The organism is Mesobacterium hydrothermale (genome assembly GCF_035818635.1).
In the GTDB taxonomy this organism is placed as follows: domain Bacteria; phylum Pseudomonadota; class Alphaproteobacteria; order Rhodobacterales; family Rhodobacteraceae; genus Mesobacterium_A; species Mesobacterium_A hydrothermale.
In genome coordinates, this window is record NZ_JAYLLH010000019.1 from 29,534 (window position 1) to 47,168 (window position 17,635).

A 17,635-nucleotide genomic window follows, 5' to 3' on the forward strand; every position below is an offset into this window, starting at 1 on the left:
ATCCTGGGGGTGAGGCCGCAGGCCGAGGGGGCAACGCCCCCTCTCGACTTTTCTTTAGAAAACGTCGTTCAACGCAAGTGTTCGTCGAAAAACGCCACGGTCCGGTCCCACGCAAGCTTGGCCGCGGCCTTGTCATAGCGCGGTGTGGAATCGTTGTGGAAACCGTGGTTCACACCCGGGTAGATATGGGCGGTATAGGCCTTGGCGTTTTCTTTCAGCGCAGCCTCGTAGGCGGGCCAGCCTTCGTTCACACGGGTGTCCAGTTCGGCGTAATGCAGCAACAGCGGAGCCTGGATGCGCGCAACGTCCGCGGCGTTCGGTTGCCGGCCATAGAACGGAACCGACGCGCTGAGTTCGGGGTAGGCCACCGCAAGCGCATTGCAGACCCCGCCGCCATAGCAGAAGCCGACGCAGCCAACCTTGCCGGTCGTCGCTTCATGCGCGGCCAGCCACTCATACGCGGCGAAGAAATCGTTCATCAGCTTTTCGCGGTCGACCGTACGTTGCAGGTCGCGGCCTTCGGCGTCATTGCCGGGATAGCCGCCGACGCTGGTCAGACCGTCGGGTGCCAGCGCGATGAACCCGGCCTTGGCGACGCGGCGGGCGACGTCCTCGATATAGGGGTTCAGGCCACGGTTTTCATGGATGACAACGACAGCCGGGGCCGGACCTTCCACGCCTGTCGGGGTCACCATGTAGCCGCGGACCTGCCCGTGGCCGTTGGGCGAGGGGTAGGTGATGTATTCCGGCAGGATGTCGGGGTCGGTAAAGCTGACCTGCTGGGCCAGGGCGTAATCCGGCGACAGCATGTTCAGCAGCGCCAGCGCGGTCACGCCACCAACCGCGAATTTCCCGGCACGGTCGAGGAATTCGCGCTTGGTGATCTTGCCATGGGCGTAGAAGTCGTAAAGGTCCAGAAGTTCCTGATCGAAATCTGCCGCGGTCATGCGGCGCGGTGGGGTCTGGTCGTTCATCGTGTCTCTCCCTGAAAGGACCGCCTTGCTGCGGACGGGTCCTTGCGAAAGGATAGGGGGAAACCCTGACAGGACCACAGCGAAAACATGCAGACGACTTTCACGATTCCGACAGACGGGCAGGGCCTGTATGAATTTACCCGGCAGGTGGCGCGCTGGGTAGAGGGCGACGGGCTGCTGACGCTTTTCGTGCGCCACACCTCGGCCAGCCTGCTGATCCAGGAAAACGCCGACCCCGAGGTGAAATCCGACCTGCGCGCGTTCTTTCACCGGCTGGTGCCGCCCACGACCGACCCGTCGATGTCCTATCTGACCCACACCTATGAAGGCCCAGACGACATGCCCGCCCATATCAAGGCGGCGCTGCTGCCGGTGTCGCTGTCGATCCCGGTGCAGGGCGGGCGCATGGCGCTGGGCACCTGGCAGGGGATATACCTGTTCGAACATCGCAGCGCCCCGCACCAACGCCAGGTTGTTGCCCACCTGGGCTGATCCCGGGCAGGGGACGCGCGAAAACCGTTGAAATCGTGAAGAAACCCATGCAGGTGTAGCGAAACAGAGCCGGAATGCCAGTGCCATGACAGACACCCCTTCCTCGCGTTTTAAGCGCGCGCGCAAGACCCTTCTGATCGGGGGCGGTGCGGTGGTGGTGCTGGCCGGGCTCGGGTACTGGGCGTTCCCGGTGCCGCCGGCGCTCAGCTGTGGCGGGGTGCCGGAAAAGGGCCGCTGCCTGTTCCTGGGCGCACCGCTGCAAATCGCCGGGACGCCGGTGTTCCTGCCGCCGAAGCAGCAGGCGTTCTTTCCCACGCAGGCGCCGCTGGAATTCATTGACGCGCGCGGCACCGTCTGGATCGCGCCGCCCAACACGCTGACCGATGGCGCAACGATCCCGCCTTACTTCGAACCGCTGGTGGGCGACCGGCAAAGTCGCGAATACCTGTTGGCGGCGGCGCTGCACGATGCCTATTGCGGGATCGGCAACGACGCGCTGGAAACCTTCCAGACCCGGCCCTGGCCCGAGGTGCACCGGATGTTCTACGAGGCGCTTCTGGTCAACGGCACCACGCCGGCGAAAGCCAAGATCATGTTCGCCGCCGTCTACCTGGGCGGGCCGCGCTGGAACGACCCGGAACGGTCGCTGGACAGGGTGAGCGTAGCGGCGCTGCAGCAGGAACTGGAATGGTGCCTGAAATGGCTGGACGGCGCCGATCCGTCGGTTGACCGGATCGAGGAATGGATGCGGGGCCGCGAAGCCGCGCTGCGCAACGGCACCCAGGCAGAGCCCGACTGGGAGGCGCTGTTCGCGGACCGGGCCTGAGGGCTGCAACGAAAGGAACGGCGATGGTCAGACTGCGGCGGCGGATCGGTCTTGCGCTGTTGGCCTTTGCCGCTGTGGGCGCGGCCTATGTGCTGCAACCGTCCCCCGGAGAGACGCGCTGCACCGATGTGGCGGGCGCTGACCGTTGCCGGTTCGACGGTACGCCGCTCGATCTGACCGGGGCGCCGGTTTACCTGCCGGGAAAAGAAGAGGCGTTCCTGCATACCGCGCATGCGCTGCGCTTTGTCGGTCCCGACGGGGTGGTCTGGACCGCGCCGGCCGGCACGCTGACCGATGGCGCGACGATCCCCCGTTTTCTGGAACCGTTGCTGGGCGACCGGCAAAGCCGCGATTACGTTCTGGCGGCCACCTTGCACGATGCCTATTGCGGCGAAGGCAACGAGGCGCTGCCGACCTATCATTCGCGCCCTTGGCCACAAGTCCACCGGATGCTCTACGACGCGCTGCGGGTGAATGGCACGCCGCCTGACCGTGCCCGGATCATGTTCGCCGCCGTCTACCTGAGCGGGCCGCGCTGGGATGCCTCGGGCAAGCTGATCGACCGCGACAGCGAGGCACGGATCAAGCTGGCGTTGGCGGACTTCCTGCGCTGGGCCGAAAAGGCCGACCCTGAAATCGAGGCGGTGGAGCACTGGCTGGAGGGGCAAGACAGGGATTGATCCCCTTGCCCTGTGCCCCGTGACATGGCCAGAATGTCAGGAAACACTGGGGGCACGATGGACACGATGGATCAGAACCTGTTGGGACAAGAGGCCGACGCTTGGGTCGACGCGCACAAGGCGGCGCTGTCAGACTGGTGCGCGACGATTTTCGATTTCGCCGAACCGGCGTGGCGCGAATACCGGTCCGCCGACTGGTACGTGACCCGTCTGCGGGCCGAGGGCTTTGAGGTCGAGGAAGGGTCCGGCGAGATGCCCACCGCGTTCTGCGCCCGCTGGTCGAAGGGCGACGGGCCGGTGGTGGGCCTTTACGGCGAATATGACGCCGTGCCCGGCAACTGCCAGGCGGCGCGCCCCGAACCCGCGCCGCGCGACGGCGTGTCGTGGCTGGCGGCTGGACATACCGACCCGCATTCGGGGCTTGGGATCGGCAGCCTGGGCGGCCTGCTGGCGACCAAGCACGTCATGGAAAAACATGGCATCAAGGGCGGGCTGCAGTTCACCGGCGAACCGGCGGAAAAGGTGCGCGGGTCGAAACCGATCCACGCGGCGAAAGGGTACTATGACGGCTTGGCGGCAATGCTGTCGTTCCACCCGTTCTACATGCTGCCGCTGTGCAATACCGTGCGCTGGGACACGCATTGCGGCGCGGGCTGGTCGATGATCTATCGCTTTCGCTGCGACGAGGCGCATCTATGGGGCGCCAAGGACGGGGCGCCGATCCCGCAAAGCCATTCGGACATCCGTGCGCCGGGGGCGAACGACGCGCTGGTGATGATGTACCAGACCGCGCGCACCCTGCGGGATTCGATGCTGCCCCATCGTGGCGGCTGGTCGGTGTCCGAGGCGATCCTGTCCACCGGCCAGGCGACGGCCGACAACCTGCCGGGGCTGTGCGCTGACCTGCAATACATGATCCGCGTGCCGGATGTGGCGCTGGCCGAACAGATCACCGGCATGCTGGACCGCGTGGCGGATCATTGCGCGGCGATGACCGGCTGCACGGTAGAGCGCCACTGGGTGTCGAAGTCGCGCCCTGGCCTGGCCAATCACGCCATGGCCCGGGTGGTCTGGGGCGCGTTGCAGGACGTCGGCGCGCCGGTCTGGGACGACGGCGCGCTGGACGTCATGCGGCAGGTGCAGCGGGCGTGTGGTGTCGAAGGTGTGGCGGACCCGCTGATCGACGCCTGTACGCAACTCGTGGCACCGGAAGAGGCCGAGGCGATCCTGCGCCGTGACCTGCCGCCGTCGCAAAGCCATTCGACCAGTGACGACTATACCGACATGTGCTGGCATGTGCCGACCGCGCGGTTCTACATCGCGCGTCCTGCGCTGAAGGGCGGACCGTACCCGGCCTGGGCAATGAATGCGCTTGGCGGGATCCCCGCGACGATCGACCCGATGGTGCAGGTGGCGGCACGGGTGCTGGCACGGTCGGCGCTGCGCATCCTGACGGATGACGCAGCCCGCCAGGCCGCGTGGGACGAGTTCGTCGCGCGCAAGGCCGAGGCAGATATCCCGCCGCTCTGCGACTATGATCCGCCCGTGGGATTCGGCTGGCCGGAATACGTCGACACGCCGCGCGGGCGCGGCTGGCACATCCCGGGGTGACACTGGCCCCGGTTCAGATCGTGATCACAACCTTGCCGGTGCTCTTGCGCGTGCGCAGCAGGTCCAGCCCCTCGTTGGCGCGGTCGAGCGGAAGGGCGTGGCTGACATGTGGTTTCAACCGGCCATCGCTGTACCAGGCGAAAAGCTGTGCCAGGCTGTCCGTCACCACCTCTGGCCGGAAGCCCAGGTAGCCGCCCCAGTAAAGCCCGTGCACGGTCAGGTTCTTGACCAGCAGGTGGTTGGCCTTGATCTGCGGCACGTCCCCGCTGGCAAATCCGATGGTCAGGATCCGCGCCTCGGGGCGGCATGAGCGGAAGGCGGCGGTGAACTGGTCGCCGCCCACCGGGTCATAGACCACGTCGGCCCCGCCAAGCGCCTTCATCTCGGCGCGGATATCCTGTGTGGTGGCGTCGATCAGATGGTCGGCCCCGGCATGCTGCGCCACTGCCAGCTTGTCGGTGCCCCGGGCGCAGGCCACCACACGGGCGCCCATCAGTTTGCCGATTTCAACGGCTGTCAGGCCGACGCCCCCGGCAGCGCCCAGAACCAGCAGCGTTTCGCCCGGCTGCAACCGCGCCCGGTGTGACAGCGCAACGTGGCTGGTGCCATAGGCAACCTGGAAGGCGGCGGCGTCCACCGCGCTCATCCCGTCGGGCAGGACCACCGCGCGGTCGGCATCGAACACGCCGTAGTCCGCCAGCCCGCCCTGGCCGCCAAAGACCGCGACGCGTTGGCCGGGGTGCAGATGCGTGACGCCCTCACCAACCGCGTCGATTGTTCCCGCGACCTCCATCCCAAGGGTGAAGGGCAGGGCGGGCGTATCCTGGTAGGTGCCTTTGACCATCAGCAGATCGGCGAAGTTCAAGCCACAGGCTTCGATCTTCAGGCGAATCTTGTTTACGCTAACGTCAGGAATGGGCAGGGTTTCCACCCTCGGGGCAACGTCATGTTGCGATACGACCAGTGCCTTCATGTCTTGCAATGTCCCGGAGTTTTGTGCATTTTCGAGAATTGTAGGTATCTCAATGGCTTGTGTCGGCACAGTGCCGTACCGCGCGTTCACGGAAATGTGAGTGATTTTTCGCGCTTTGGTTGAATTCTTAACTTTCTCTACACCCTGCCTCAAATCAACGTGTTGCCAGAAAAGAAAAATACCTTATAACGGGTTTCAAGCTGTTGGGGTGCACGGCTTCTGAAGAAACATTCTGGTTGCGGCGGGGCTGCGTGCTTTGCCGGTGGCTAGGACAAACACTGAGGAAAGTTCGCTTGGCACATCCTGTAGACTTACATGTGGGAAAGCGTATCCGCCAGCGGCGGTGGCTTGTTGGTGTGACCCAGCAGCAACTGGCGGAACGGGTCGGAATCAAATTCCAGCAAATCCAGAAATACGAAACCGGCGCCAATCGCGTCAGCGCCTCGCGTCTGTGGGATATCGCAGACGCGCTTGACGTACCGGTCAGCTTTTTCTTCGACGGGCTTGAAAGCTCTGACACCGAAAACGCGGAAACCCACGACAGCGTTCCCGCCGACCTGATGGGCGACAAGGAAGCGCTGGATCTGGTGCGTTCCTATTACGCGATTCCGGAAAACCAGCGTCGTCGCCTGTTCGAACTTGCCCGGGTGCTGTCAGACGTGGCTTGAGCACAGGCCTTGCCTGATGTAGCCCGGGGGTAAAGCCCCGGGCACAAGGGACAGGGAAGTATGAACGCCAAGACACGCGAAGACCTGATCGAAACGGCACACGCGTTGGCCGATGCCGCGCGCGCGGCAATCCTGCCGCATTTCCGTACGCGGCTTCTGGCTGAAAACAAGTTGGACGGCGGGTTTGATCCCGTGACTGTGGCCGACCGTGCCGCCGAACGGGCGATGCGGGATGTGCTGGCGGTGCGTCGACCGATGGACGCAATCCTTGGGGAAGAGTACGGGCAGACGGCCGGTGACAGCGGTCTGACCTGGGTACTGGACCCGATCGACGGGACCCGTGGTTTCATGAGCGGCACGCCGACCTGGGGGGTTCTGATCGCGGTGTCGGACGACACCGGCCCGATTTTCGGGATCGTCGATCAACCCTATATTGGCGAACGTTTTGTCGGCGGGCTGGGGCAGGCAAGTTGCACCGGGCCCCTTGGACAGACCGGGCTGGGCACCCGGCAGACCGCGACGCTGGACGACGCAATCATCTTTTCCACCTTCCCCGAGGTCGGGACCCCGGACGAGGGTGCGGCCTTTTCCCGCGTGTCGCAGGCGTGCAAGCTGACTCGCTATGGCACCGATTGCTATGCTTATGCGTTGATTGCAGTGGGGCAGATCGACCTTGTGATCGAGGCCGGATTGCATGCCTATGACATCCAGGCACCGATTGCGGTGATCGAGGCTGCGGGCGGCATCGTCACCAACTGGACGGGCGGCAAGGTGCACATGGGCGGGCAGGTGCTGGCCGCTGCCAATCCGGACATCCACGCCCGGGCGCTGGCACTGCTTCAGGCGGGTTGATGCCTTGGGGGACTGCGACTAGGGTGGTCCCTGGTCGAGTCCTTTACCCGTCTTCTGTCGGCCAATGTCACATTCCAAAACCGAAACGGGTCTGACTGGAGTGTGCAAATGGCTGAACTGCTGATCCGAAATGCGACAACCGTCCTGACGATGGACGACGCCCGTACCGAATTGTCCGGGGCCGATGTGCTGATCCGCGACGGGGTGATTGCGGGCGTGGGCCACGGGCTGGCCACCACCGGAGACACGGTCGACGGCGCGGGCTGCGTGGTGACGCCGGGGCTGGTGAACACGCATCACCACCTGTACCAGACCCTGACCCGGGCGGTGCCCGGCGGGCAGGATGCGTTGCTTTTCGGCTGGTTGCAGACGCTTTACCCGATCTGGTCGCGTTTCGGGCCGGAAGAGATGTTCGTCTCGGCCCAGGTCGGGCTGGCCGAACTGGCGCTGTCGGGCTGTACGCTGACATCGGATCACCTGTATCTCTATCCCAACGGCGCGCGGCTGGACGATACGATCGCCGCCGCCCGCGAGATCGGTCTGCGGTTCCATCCGACGCGCGGTTCGATGAGCATCGGAGAATCCAAGGGCGGGTTGCCGCCGGATTCCCTTGTCGAAGACGAACGCGCGATCCTGGAGGACTGTATCCGGGTGGTCGATGCCTTTCACGATGCGTCGGAGGGTGCGATGGTGCGGGTCGGGCTTGCGCCTTGTTCGCCGTTCTCCGTCAGCCGCGACCTGATGCGCGACGCCGCGCTGCTGGCGCGGGACAAGGGGGTCACGTTGCACACGCACCTGGCCGAAAACGACGAGGACATCGCCTATAGCGAGGCGCAGTTCGGCTGTCGCCCCGGCCAATATGCCGAAGACCTGGGCTGGACCGGGCCGGATGTCTGGCACGCCCATTGCGTGAAGCTCGACGGACAGGAAATCGACCTGTTTGCGCGCAGCGGCACCGGCGTGGCGCACTGCCCCTGTTCCAACTGCCGGTTGGGCAGCGGGATTGCCCCGGTGCGCGCCATGCGCGATGCAGGCGTCAAGGTCGGTCTGGGCGTCGATGGATCGGCCAGCAATGACAGCGGCAACCTGATTGCCGAGGCGCGTCAGGCGATGCTGTTGCAGCGGGTCAGCCGGGGGGCCGATGCGATGAGCGCGCGCGAGGCGCTGGAAATCGCCACGCGGGGCGGGGCGCAGGTACTGGGGCGGAACGATTGCGGCCAGATCGCCGTGGGCAAGCGCGCCGATATCGCGATCTGGGACGTGACCGGTGTGGAAAGCGCGGGAAGCTGGGATCCGGCGGCGCTGTTGCTGGCCGGTCCGATGCGGGTGAAGCACTTGTTTGTCGAAGGCCGCGCGGTGGTTTGGGACGGGCAGATGACCGGCATTGATTTGCCGATCCTGATCGAACGGCAAAACCGGTTGGCACACCGTCTGGCCGAGTCGCTATAGTGGTGCCAGTCCACTTGAGGGGAGTGCCCGTGAAAATCCACCTGATAGCCGCCCTTGCCGGCAGCATCGCCCTTTCCGCCTGTGTTCCAGTGCCCGTTCCCGGCAGGGAAAAACCGGTGCAGGTGACGCCTGACACGACAAGCGCCGCGGGCCGGGCGATCAATGCCTTTCGCACCGCGAACGGGCTGAGCGCGCTGGGGCATTCGGATACGCTGCAACGCGTGGCACAGGCCCATGCCGATGATATGGCAAGAACCGGTGTGTTATCGCACAAGGGCAGCGGGGGCAGCACGCCAGCGTCACGCGCGAAGGCTGCGGGCTATCGCTATTGCTCGATTGCCGAGAATATCGCCGAAGGGCCGCGGGATTTGGCGACGGCGATGAAACTTTGGGAAGAGTCCGGCCCGCATCGCGCCAATATGGTCAAGCCGGAACTGTCCGATTTCGCGATCGCGCAAAGTGGGGTTTACTGGGTGATGGTGCTGGGACGACCGGGCTGCTAAGCGCCCGCAGTCTGTGGTCCTGATCCGGGAGGGACGGCATAACAGCCTGTCCCTTTTTCCGTTCTGGCGCCGATGCGAAATGTGGGTCTGTGCGCCTTGGATGTGCCTGTACGAAAATACGCAGGCTGTACCTGAATTGAGTGAAATGTCTTGAGCGTTCGACTGATGCCCGTTTCCGAAGGGGCGTCAGTGATGATTTATTCTGCGTAATCAGGCGCTTCGCTGTCGTTCCCGCCGAAAACTGCCAGGTCCAGAGCTGCAACTGTTGCCATGCCGATGAGGAAGATCATTGTGTGTATCCTTCTGTATTCGGCCCCCAGGAACTGAATACGAAAAAGGCCGAATTGTGGCAAGCAAAAGTCGCGATTTCGACCTAATTTGCCTTGCTCGCCACAATTTTATATTAATTTCGAGATTAATGATGAAAATTCTCCAGAATTGTTGACTCTAATTCGAGGTTTATGGGGAAATGCGGAGAAATAATAGATTCGAAATCTGACCCATATGGGGCAATTGGGGCGCGCTCTGCCTTAATTCAAAGATGGGAGCCAGATACAAAAAAGCCCCGACCACGAGCCGGGGCATCTTTTTTGCCATGGAGTTGGTCAGGCCGTCGCGCGGCCCGCGATCCAGACCTCCGCAACCGCCCGGTCGTCGCCCATCATGATGGTCGGAAACACCGCTTCCCAGATGTCGTCGGCGCAGGCGCTGCGTTGTGCGATGGCCATTGTCGAAGACAGGTCGAGCGCGATCAGGTCCGCTTCCATCCCCGGCGCGATCCGGCCGATCTTGTCGTCCAGCCCCAGTGACGCAGCCGACCCGGCGGTCGCCAACCACAGCAATTGCGCCGCGTGCAGCGGCGTGCCACGCAACTGCCCGATCTCGTAAGCCGCGGCCATGGTGCGCAGCATCGAAAAGGAGGACCCGCCGCCGGTGTCGGTGGCCAGCCCGACACGCTGACCCGCGGTCATCAGCCCGGCCATGTCGAACAGGCCAGAGCCGATGAAGGTGTTGGACGTAGGGCAGTGCACCAGTGCCGCGCCGACCTCTTTCAGTCTGTCTTTTTCGCGCGGTTCCAGGTGGATGGCGTGGCCGTAAAGGCCGTTTGCCCCCAGCAGTCCGTGTTCTTCGTAGGTGTCAAGGTAATCGCGTGCCTCGGGGAACAGCGATTTGACCCAGGAGATTTCCTCGGTCTGTTCGCTCAGATGGGTCTGCATCAGGCAATCGGGGTGTTCGGCCCAAAGCGCGCCCAGTGCCGCCAACTGGTCGGGTGTCGATGTCGGCGAGAACCGGGGTGTGATGACGTAGGACAGCCGGTCAACCCCGTGCCAGCGGGTCAGCAGCGCCTTGCTGTCGTCATACGCCGATTGCGGCGTATCGCGCAGCTCTTCGGGTGCGTTGCGGTCCATGCATGTCTTGCCCGCCAGCATCCGTTGGCCGCTGTCCCGGGCCGCGGCAAAGAACGCGTCGACGCTTTCAGGGTGGATGGTGCAATAGCTGCACACCGTCGTCGTGCCATGCGCCCGGGTGAGCGCCAGGTAACTGTCGGCGACGGCACGGGCATATGCGGGATCGGAAAAGCGCATCTCCTCTGGGAAGGTATAGCTGTTCAGCCAGTCGATCAGCCGCTTGCCCCAACTGGCGATCATCCGCGTCTGGGGATAGTGCACATGCGCGTCGATGAACCCCGGCAGGATCAGGTGGCGGCCCATATCCTGCACCGTGGCTTGCGGGTAGTGCGGCAAAAGCGAGTCGGCCGGGCCGGTGGCCACGATCACCCCGTCTTCGACAATCACCGCGCCACGAGGCTCGACATGGGCGGCGGACACCGGGTCTTCTTCAAAGGGCTGGGCCCGATAGGTCAGCACCTGTCCCAAGATGGCTGTGGTCATGACTGCTCCTGTTGTGCGCAGGTGAACCTAGGCGGCACCGGTTCAAAGGTAAATTCAGATCCGCCCTATTGCTTTCTTGATCCATTCAATAGAGTTGCTTGGAAAAGTGAAGAAAAAGGGGGCGCCATGACCGACGAACCCGCCGAACTCGTGGAAGAGCGCGAGGAAGAGGCAGATGACAGCTATGCCCTGCCGCGCAAGGCTGTCGCGCAGATTCTGTATGCCGTCGATACAAACGACCGCGATCAGCTGATCGAGCTGATGGAGCCGCTGCACGCGGCCGACATCGCCGACATGCTGGAACAGATCAACGCCTTCGACCGGATGCGGCTGATCAAGCTGTACGACCGGGAATTCGACGGCGAGATCCTGTCGGAACTCGACGAAGCGATCCGCGAAGAGGTCATCGGCATCCTGCGACCCGAGGTCCTGGCCGAAGCGGTCCGGGAAATGGACAGCGATGACGTTGTCGACCTACTGGAAGATCTGGAAGAGGAACAGCAGGAAGCGATCCTTGAGGTCCTGGAAGACGCCGACCGGGTGGCTGTCGAGCAGTCGCTGACCTATCCGGAATACTCTGCCGGGCGCCTGATGCAGCGCGAAGTGGTGATGGCGCCCGAACATTGGAACGTGGGCGAGGCAATCGATTATCTTCGGAATACCGAGGACCTGCCCGAGCAGTTCTATCATGTGATCCTTGTCGACCCGAAACTGCGCCCGGTCGCGAACGTCACGTTGGGGCGGTTGATGTCGTCACGGCGCGAGGTGCTGCTTGGTTCGATCGCCGAGGATACGTTTCACATCATCCCGGTGACCCGGCCAGAGTCCGAGGTCGCCTATGCGTTCAACCAGTATCACCTGATCTCGGCCCCGGTGGTGGATGAAAATGACCGGCTTGTGGGGGTGATCACCATCGACGACGCCATGGCGGTGCTGGACGACGAACATGAGGAAGACATCCTGCGCCTCGCCGGTGTGGGTGAGGAAAGCCGTCTGTCGGACAGCATTCTTGAAACAACCAAGCTGCGTTTCCCCTGGCTGGCGGTGAATCTTTTGACGGCCGTGTTGGCGTCGCTTGTGATCGCGCAGTTCGAAGCGGCGATTACGCAGGTGGTGGCCTTGGCGGTGCTGATGCCCATCGTGGCATCCATGGGCGGCAATGCCGGTACCCAATCGCTGACCGTCGCGGTGCGTGCGCTGGCCACGAAGGACCTGACCGGGTCCAACGTCTGGCGGGTGATCCGACGCGAGGCGTTCGTGGGGTTGGTCAATGGCGTTGCATTTGCGGTCATCATGGCGTTGGTCGGATTCTTCTGGTTCGGCTCGCCGCAACTGGGCGCGGTGATTGCGGCGGCGATGATCATCAACCTTGTGGTTGCGGGGCTTGCCGGCATCATGATCCCGGTCATCCTGGAAAAGGCAGGGGTCGACCCGGCACTGGCCTCTGGCGCCTTCGTGACGACGGTCACGGATGTGGTCGGGTTCTTTGCATTCCTGGGGCTGGCCGTGGTGGTGCTGCTATGACACTGGAGGAGGTCAAGAAGGCCGCGCGCAAGGCGGCCTTTGCCCGCCGCAAGGCGGCCCATGCCGCTGATCCCGGCACCGGGGCAGGGGTTCTGTCCAGTTTGCTGGCGGGCTATCGCGGCGTGCCGCTGTCGGGTTACATGCCGATCCGGTCCGAGATCGATCCGCTGCCCGCAATGGCAGAAGCCGCCGCCCATGGCCCGGTCGGTATCCCGGTGATCGACGGGGCCGGACTGCCGTTGCGCTTTGCCCGGTGGGAACCGGACATGCCACTGGTCGACGGACCGTTTGGCGCGCGCATCCCCGAGGTGCCAGAGTTTTTCGACCCGGAAATCCTGATCGTGCCATTGGTGGCGTTTTCCCGGACGGGCGGGCGGTTGGGCTATGGCGGTGGGTTCTATGACCGGACGCTGGAACGGCTACGGGCGAAACGCCCGACGCTGGCCGTGGGCTTTGCCTATGCCGCACAGGAAGACGCGGACATCTCGCTGGAGCCGACTGACCAGCCGCTCGATATGATCGTGACCGAATCAGAGGTGCTGACCCCCTGACGGGGTGTGGCATTTGGCGGGGGGCACGGACGGAAATTTGAATTGCAGTGGCCCGCAATCACGGCTACCTGAGGCCCATGTCGATCTGGGAATATGCAAATCCGGTCAAGTTCATCCGCACGGCGGATCGCCTGCTGCCTTGGGTCTCCGGGCTGGCAGTGATCACGCTTGCCGTGGGCCTGATCTGGGGATTTTTCTTTACGCCGGAAGATTACCGTCAAGGCTCGACGGTCAAGATCTTCTACATTCACGTCCCCGCCGCGATGATGGCGATCAACATCTGGGTCATGATGCTGGTGGCATCGCTGATCTGGATCGTGCGTCGGCACCATGTTAGCGCGCTGGCCGCCCGCGCCGCTGCACCGATTGGTGCGGTGATGACGCTGATCGCGCTGGCCACTGGTGCGATCTGGGGGCAACCGATGTGGGGCACATGGTGGGCCTGGGATCCGCGGCTGACCAGCTTTCTGATCCTCTTCCTGTTCTACCTTGGGTACATGGCGCTGTGGTCGGCCATTGAAAACGATGACACGGCCGCCGATCTGACTTCGATCCTGTGTCTTGTCGGCTCGGTCTTTGCGCTGCTCAGCCGCTATGCGGTGCTGTTCTGGAATCAGGGGCTGCACCAAGGGGCGTCTTTGTCGATTGACAAGGAAGAGAACGTTGCCGACGTGTTCTGGTACCCGGCTTTGGTCAGCATCGCGGGTTTCATGCTGTTGTTCATCGCACTGGTGCTGCTGCGCACCCAGACAGAAATTCGCGCCCGGCGAACCCGCGCGCTTCTGGCCCGGGAGCGCCAGGCATGATGCCGGAACTTGGAAAATACGCTGTCTACGTGTTGTCATCCTATGCGGTGACGCTGGTGCTGATGATCGGTTTGGTCGTGCTGAGCATCGCCCGGTCGCGCCGCGTGCGCGCAGAGTTGGACAAGGTCGAGAAAAGGATCAAGGGCAATGGCTAAGATTTCGCCCCTGATGATCGTGCCGCCCCTGCTTTTCGCGGCGTTCGCCGGAATGGCGTGGTGGGGCATGAAGGAAAACACCGGCAGCCGCGAACTGCCGTCGACCCGCATCGGCCAACCCGCGCCGACCGTCAGTGCCGGGCCGCTTGGCTCTTATCCGCAGGTCACGCAGGACACGCTGACCACGGGTGAAGTGACGCTGGTCAATTTCTGGGCTACCTGGTGCCCGCCCTGTCGCGCCGAACACCCCAAGCTGCTGGAAATGCAGACGCAAGGGCTGCGCATCGTGGGGATCAACGTCAAGGACAGCGAAAGCGCCGCGCGCGGCTATCTTGATGAAGAGGGCAATCCGTTCATGGCGTTGGGGTTTGACCCGCAGGGGCGCATGGCGATTGACTGGGGCGTGACCGGGCAGCCGGAAACGTTCATCATCAGCGGCGATGGCACCGTGCTGTTCCGGTTCTCTGGTCCGCTGGTCGGAAGCGATTACGAACAGCGGTTCTTGCCGCAGTTGCAAAAGGCCCTGGGCGCAAGCTGATCCAGCCCGCCCGGTCCTGTCGGAAAAACGAAAAACGCGCCACCCAAACGGGAGGCGCGTTTTTTTTGTTCATCTATTCAAGCGTCTTAGCGCATGTGGTGCAGCGCCGCGGTGTCAAAAGTTCCGACAAATCCGCTTGCGACTGCCAGCACCAGAAGGGCGCCTGCCTGAACAATTGACAGGGTTTTCATTGCGAATGCCTCTAGGTTCCGTTCCTGAGACCGAGATGTATGCTGCGGTGCAAAAAGAAAAGGGACGACTGAGGGGGTGCGACCAAATGGGTCAGCCCTGTTTACTTAACTGTTGAAAAATCCGGCGGCACGCTCTTGCCGGGCCCGTGCCGTGTGCACGGGCCGAAACGAAAACGCCGGCCCGTGAGCGGGGCCGGCGTTTCTGGTTTGAAGCCCAGGCGGATCCTGGATCAGCTGGCCTTTGCCAGGTCGCGCAGCACATAGTGCAGAACGCCGCCGTGTTCGATGTACTCGATTTCAATCGCCGTATCGATCCGGCACTTGATCTGGATCGACTTGCTGCTGCCATCGGCATAGGTGATGACGCAAGGCACCTCTTGCAGCGGTTGGATGGTGTCCAGGCCGTGAATTGAAACGGTTTCATCGCCGGTCAGGCCCAGCGACTTGCGGGTTTCGCCACCGGTGAATTCGAACGGGATCACGCCCATGCCCACCAGGTTCGAGCGGTGGATGCGTTCGAAGGACTCTGCGATCACCGCCTTGACGCCCAGCAGGGCCGTGCCCTTGGCCGCCCAGTCACGCGAAGACCCCGCGCCGTACTGTTCGCCACCAAAGATCACCAGCGGCGTGCCAGCCTCTTGATAGGCCATCGCGGCATCGTAGATCGAGGTCTGTTCGCCATCGGGACCCTTGGAATAGCCGCCTTCGACCCCGTCCAGCATCTCGTTCTTGATGCGGATGTTGGCAAAGGTGCCGCGCATCATGATTTCGTGGTTGCCACGACGCGAGCCGTAAGAGTTGAAGTCCTTGGGCGCCACCTGGCGATCCACCAGGTATTTGCCGGCCGGGGTGGTGTCCTTGAACGACCCGGCCGGGCTGATGTGGTCGGTGGTGATCATGTCGCCCAGAACCGCCAGGATGCGCGCGCCATCGATGTTGGTGATCACGCCCGGTTCCTTGGACATGCCCTGGAAATACGGCGGGTTCTGGATATAGGTCGAGGTCGACGGCCAGTTATAGGTTTCGGCGTCGGTGGTTTCCACGCCTTGCCACTTCTCGTCACCCTTGAACACGTCGGCATACTTGGTCAGGAACGCGTCGCGGGTCACGGTCTGTTCCACCAGTTCCGCCACTTCCTGCGAGGTCGGCCAGATGTCTTTCAGATAGACATCCTTGCCATCCGGGGTCTGCGCGATCACGCCGTTGAACAGGTCGATGTCCATGGTGCCGGCGATGGCATAGGCCACGACCAGCGGCGGCGAAGCCAGGTAGTTGGCGCGCACGTCAGGGCTGATCCGGCCCTCGAAGTTGCGGTTGCCCGACAGAACGCTGGTCGCCACCAAGTCGCCCTCGGCAATCGCCTTCGAGATTTCCGGTTGCAGCGGGCCAGAGTTGCCGATGCAGGTGGTGCAGCCGTAACCCACCAGGTTGAAGCCCAGCTTGTCCAGATCGTCTTGCAGGTTGGCCGCCTCAAGGTAGGCAGACACGACCTGCGACCCCGGCGCCAGCGAGGTCTTGACCCAGGGCTTGCGGGTCAGGCCAAGCGCGGCGGCCTTGCGCGCCACAAGGCCCGCACCGATCATCACATAGGGGTTCGAGGTGTTGGTGCACGACGTGATCGAGGCGATCACCACCTTGCCCGATTCCATGGTGTAATCTTCGCCTTCGACAGCCACTTCTTTGCCCATCGGGCGCTTGAATGTGTCTGCCATTTGCTGGCGGAACGCGTCTTGAGCGTTCGACAGCGGGACATAGTCCTGCGGGCGCTTCGGGCCGGAAATCGCGGGCACGATGGTGCCCATGTCCAGATGCAGGGTGTCGGTGTAGATCGGCGCATAATCTGCGTCGCGCCAGAACCCGTTTTCCTTGGCATAGGCTTCGACCAGCGCGACGCGGTCTTCGTCACGGCCGGTGTTGCGCAGGTAGCGCAGGGTTTCATTGTCGATCGGGAAGAAACCACAGGTCGCGCCGTATTCCGGCGCCATGTTGGCGATGGTGGCGCGGTCTGCCAGCGGCAGACGGTCGAGGCCTTCGCCGTAGAATTCGACGAACTTGCCGACGACGCCCTTGGCACGCAACATTTCCACGACCTTCAGGACAAGGTCGGTGCCGGTGGTGCCTTCGACCATAGCGCCGGTCAGTTCAAAGCCGACAACCTCGGGGATCAGCATGGAAATCGGCTGACCCAGCATGGCGGCTTCGGCTTCGATGCCGCCCACGCCCCAGCCCAGAACGGCTGCGCCGTTGACCATGGTGGTGTGGCTGTCGGTGCCGACCAGAGTGTCGGGATAAGCGACCATGTCGCCGTTCTGGTCCGTGTCGGTCCAGACGGTCTGCGCCAGGTATTCCAGGTTCACCTGATGGCAGATGCCGGTGCCCGGCGGCACCACGCGGAAGTTGTTGAACGCGTTCTGACCCCACTTGAGGAAGGTATACCGCTCCATGTTGCGTTCGTATTCGCGGTCCACGTTCATCTGGAACGCGCGCGGGTTGCCGAATTCGTCGATCATGACAGAGTGGTCGATGACCAGATCAACCGGGTTCAGCGGGTTGATCTTCTGCGGGTCGCCGCCCAGGGCCTTGATGCCGTCGCGCATGGCGGCCAGATCGACCACGGCGGGGACGCCGGTGAAATCCTGCATCAGAACGCGGGCCGGACGATAGGCGATCTCGCGCGGGTTTTTGCCACCCATCGCGCCCCAGTCTGCAAAGGCCTTGATATCGTCCACGCTGACGGTCTTGCCGTCTTCGAAGCGCAGCATGTTTTCGAGCACAACTTTCAGCGCGGCAGGCAGGCGAGAGAAATCGCCAAGACCCGCGGCCTGTGCTGCGGGAATCGAATAGTAGGATACGGTGTGATCACCCACGCTCAGCGTTTTGCGCGTCTTCGCGGTGTCCTGGCCGACAGTAATGGTCATGGCTGGGCTCCCAGGTTGCAGGTCGATGTTTG

Annotated in this window: 17 protein-coding genes; 13 read left to right on the forward strand and 4 right to left on the reverse strand. The window is 63.2% G+C overall.

The features are described from left to right. Nucleotides 1-68: 68 nt before the first annotated feature. The gene (gene yghX, locus VK792_RS13315; protein ID WP_326298003.1) at nt 69-974 is read right to left on the reverse strand and encodes a YghX family hydrolase; all 906 of its coding nucleotides are present in this window, start codon (nt 972-974) and stop codon (nt 69-71) included. An 87-nt stretch (nt 975-1,061) separates the two neighbouring features. Between yghX and VK792_RS13320 the strand changes: the two genes are divergently transcribed. From VK792_RS13320 to VK792_RS13335, 4 genes are all read left to right on the forward strand, one after another. Beyond that, on the forward strand, nt 1,062-1,466 hold the full coding sequence (locus tag VK792_RS13320) for a secondary thiamine-phosphate synthase enzyme YjbQ (RefSeq protein ID WP_326298004.1): 405 nt from the start codon (nt 1,062-1,064) through the stop codon (nt 1,464-1,466). A gap of 85 nt (nt 1,467-1,551) precedes the next feature. After that, nucleotides 1,552-2,292 (forward strand): DUF1353 domain-containing protein, encoded by a 741-nt coding sequence (locus VK792_RS13325; RefSeq protein WP_326298005.1) that lies wholly within the window; start codon nt 1,552-1,554, stop codon nt 2,290-2,292. A gap of 23 nt (nt 2,293-2,315) precedes the next feature. Continuing rightward, nucleotides 2,316-2,972: a DUF1353 domain-containing protein gene (locus VK792_RS13330; RefSeq protein WP_326298006.1), complete on the forward strand. Its 657-nt coding sequence runs from the start codon at nt 2,316-2,318 to the stop codon at nt 2,970-2,972. A gap of 33 nt (nt 2,973-3,005) precedes the next feature. Further along, nucleotides 3,006-4,583: a zinc-binding metallopeptidase family protein gene (locus VK792_RS13335; RefSeq protein ID WP_326298007.1), complete on the forward strand. Its 1,578-nt coding sequence runs from the start codon at nt 3,006-3,008 to the stop codon at nt 4,581-4,583. Nucleotides 4,584-4,596: 13 nt separating this feature from the next. Here the strand turns inward: VK792_RS13335 and VK792_RS13340 are convergent, their stop codons facing one another. Then, nucleotides 4,597-5,556 (reverse strand): NADPH:quinone oxidoreductase family protein, encoded by a 960-nt coding sequence (locus tag VK792_RS13340; protein WP_326298009.1) that lies wholly within the window; start codon nt 5,554-5,556, stop codon nt 4,597-4,599. A gap of 293 nt (nt 5,557-5,849) precedes the next feature. On the opposite strand from VK792_RS13340, the gene VK792_RS13345 reads away from it, so the two are divergent. The 4 genes from VK792_RS13345 to VK792_RS13360 all read left to right on the forward strand — a co-directional run bounded on the left by VK792_RS13345 (nt 5,850) and on the right by VK792_RS13360 (nt 9,028). Next, the gene (locus VK792_RS13345) at nt 5,850-6,224 is read left to right on the forward strand and encodes a helix-turn-helix domain-containing protein (RefSeq protein WP_494337874.1); all 375 of its coding nucleotides are present in this window, start codon (nt 5,850-5,852) and stop codon (nt 6,222-6,224) included. 60 nt (nt 6,225-6,284) lie between these two features. Then, nucleotides 6,285-7,076, forward strand: a complete 792-nt coding sequence (gene hisN / locus VK792_RS13350) for a histidinol-phosphatase (RefSeq protein WP_326298010.1) — start codon at nt 6,285-6,287, stop codon at nt 7,074-7,076. 108 nt (nt 7,077-7,184) lie between these two features. Next, nucleotides 7,185-8,525 (forward strand): 8-oxoguanine deaminase, encoded by a 1,341-nt coding sequence (locus tag VK792_RS13355; RefSeq protein ID WP_326298012.1) that lies wholly within the window; start codon nt 7,185-7,187, stop codon nt 8,523-8,525. Between the two features lie 29 nt (nt 8,526-8,554). Further along, a complete protein-coding gene (locus VK792_RS13360; protein ID WP_326298013.1) occupies nt 8,555-9,028 on the forward strand; it encodes a CAP domain-containing protein in 474 nt (157 codons plus the stop codon). 605 nt (nt 9,029-9,633) lie between these two features. Here VK792_RS13360 and guaD read toward each other — a convergent pair. Further along, on the reverse strand, nt 9,634-10,920 hold the full coding sequence (gene guaD / locus VK792_RS13365) for a guanine deaminase (RefSeq protein WP_326298014.1): 1,287 nt from the start codon (nt 10,918-10,920) through the stop codon (nt 9,634-9,636). Nucleotides 10,921-11,046: 126 nt separating this feature from the next. Between guaD and mgtE the strand changes: the two genes are divergently transcribed. From mgtE to VK792_RS13390, 5 genes are all read left to right on the forward strand, one after another. Then, a complete protein-coding gene (gene mgtE / locus VK792_RS13370; RefSeq protein ID WP_326298015.1) occupies nt 11,047-12,444 on the forward strand; it encodes a magnesium transporter in 1,398 nt (465 codons plus the stop codon). Next, on the forward strand, nt 12,441-12,995 hold the full coding sequence (locus tag VK792_RS13375; protein ID WP_326298016.1) for a 5-formyltetrahydrofolate cyclo-ligase: 555 nt from the start codon (nt 12,441-12,443) through the stop codon (nt 12,993-12,995). Before mgtE ends, VK792_RS13375 begins: the two co-directional genes overlap by 4 nt. Before the next feature lie 77 nt (nt 12,996-13,072). Further along, a complete protein-coding gene (locus VK792_RS13380; RefSeq protein ID WP_326298017.1) occupies nt 13,073-13,801 on the forward strand; it encodes a heme ABC transporter permease in 729 nt (242 codons plus the stop codon). Continuing rightward, nucleotides 13,798-13,956 (forward strand): heme exporter protein CcmD, encoded by a 159-nt coding sequence (ccmD, locus tag VK792_RS13385; protein WP_326298018.1) that lies wholly within the window; start codon nt 13,798-13,800, stop codon nt 13,954-13,956. The genes VK792_RS13380 and ccmD overlap by 4 nt, the downstream gene beginning before the upstream one ends. Beyond that, nucleotides 13,949-14,494 (forward strand): DsbE family thiol:disulfide interchange protein, encoded by a 546-nt coding sequence (locus VK792_RS13390; RefSeq protein WP_326298020.1) that lies wholly within the window; start codon nt 13,949-13,951, stop codon nt 14,492-14,494. Before ccmD ends, VK792_RS13390 begins: the two co-directional genes overlap by 8 nt. Nucleotides 14,495-14,915: 421 nt before the next feature. Here VK792_RS13390 and acnA read toward each other — a convergent pair whose 3' ends face one another. After that, the gene (gene acnA / locus VK792_RS13395) at nt 14,916-17,603 is read right to left on the reverse strand and encodes an aconitate hydratase AcnA (protein ID WP_326298021.1); all 2,688 of its coding nucleotides are present in this window, start codon (nt 17,601-17,603) and stop codon (nt 14,916-14,918) included. Nucleotides 17,604-17,635: the final 32 nt, after the last annotated feature.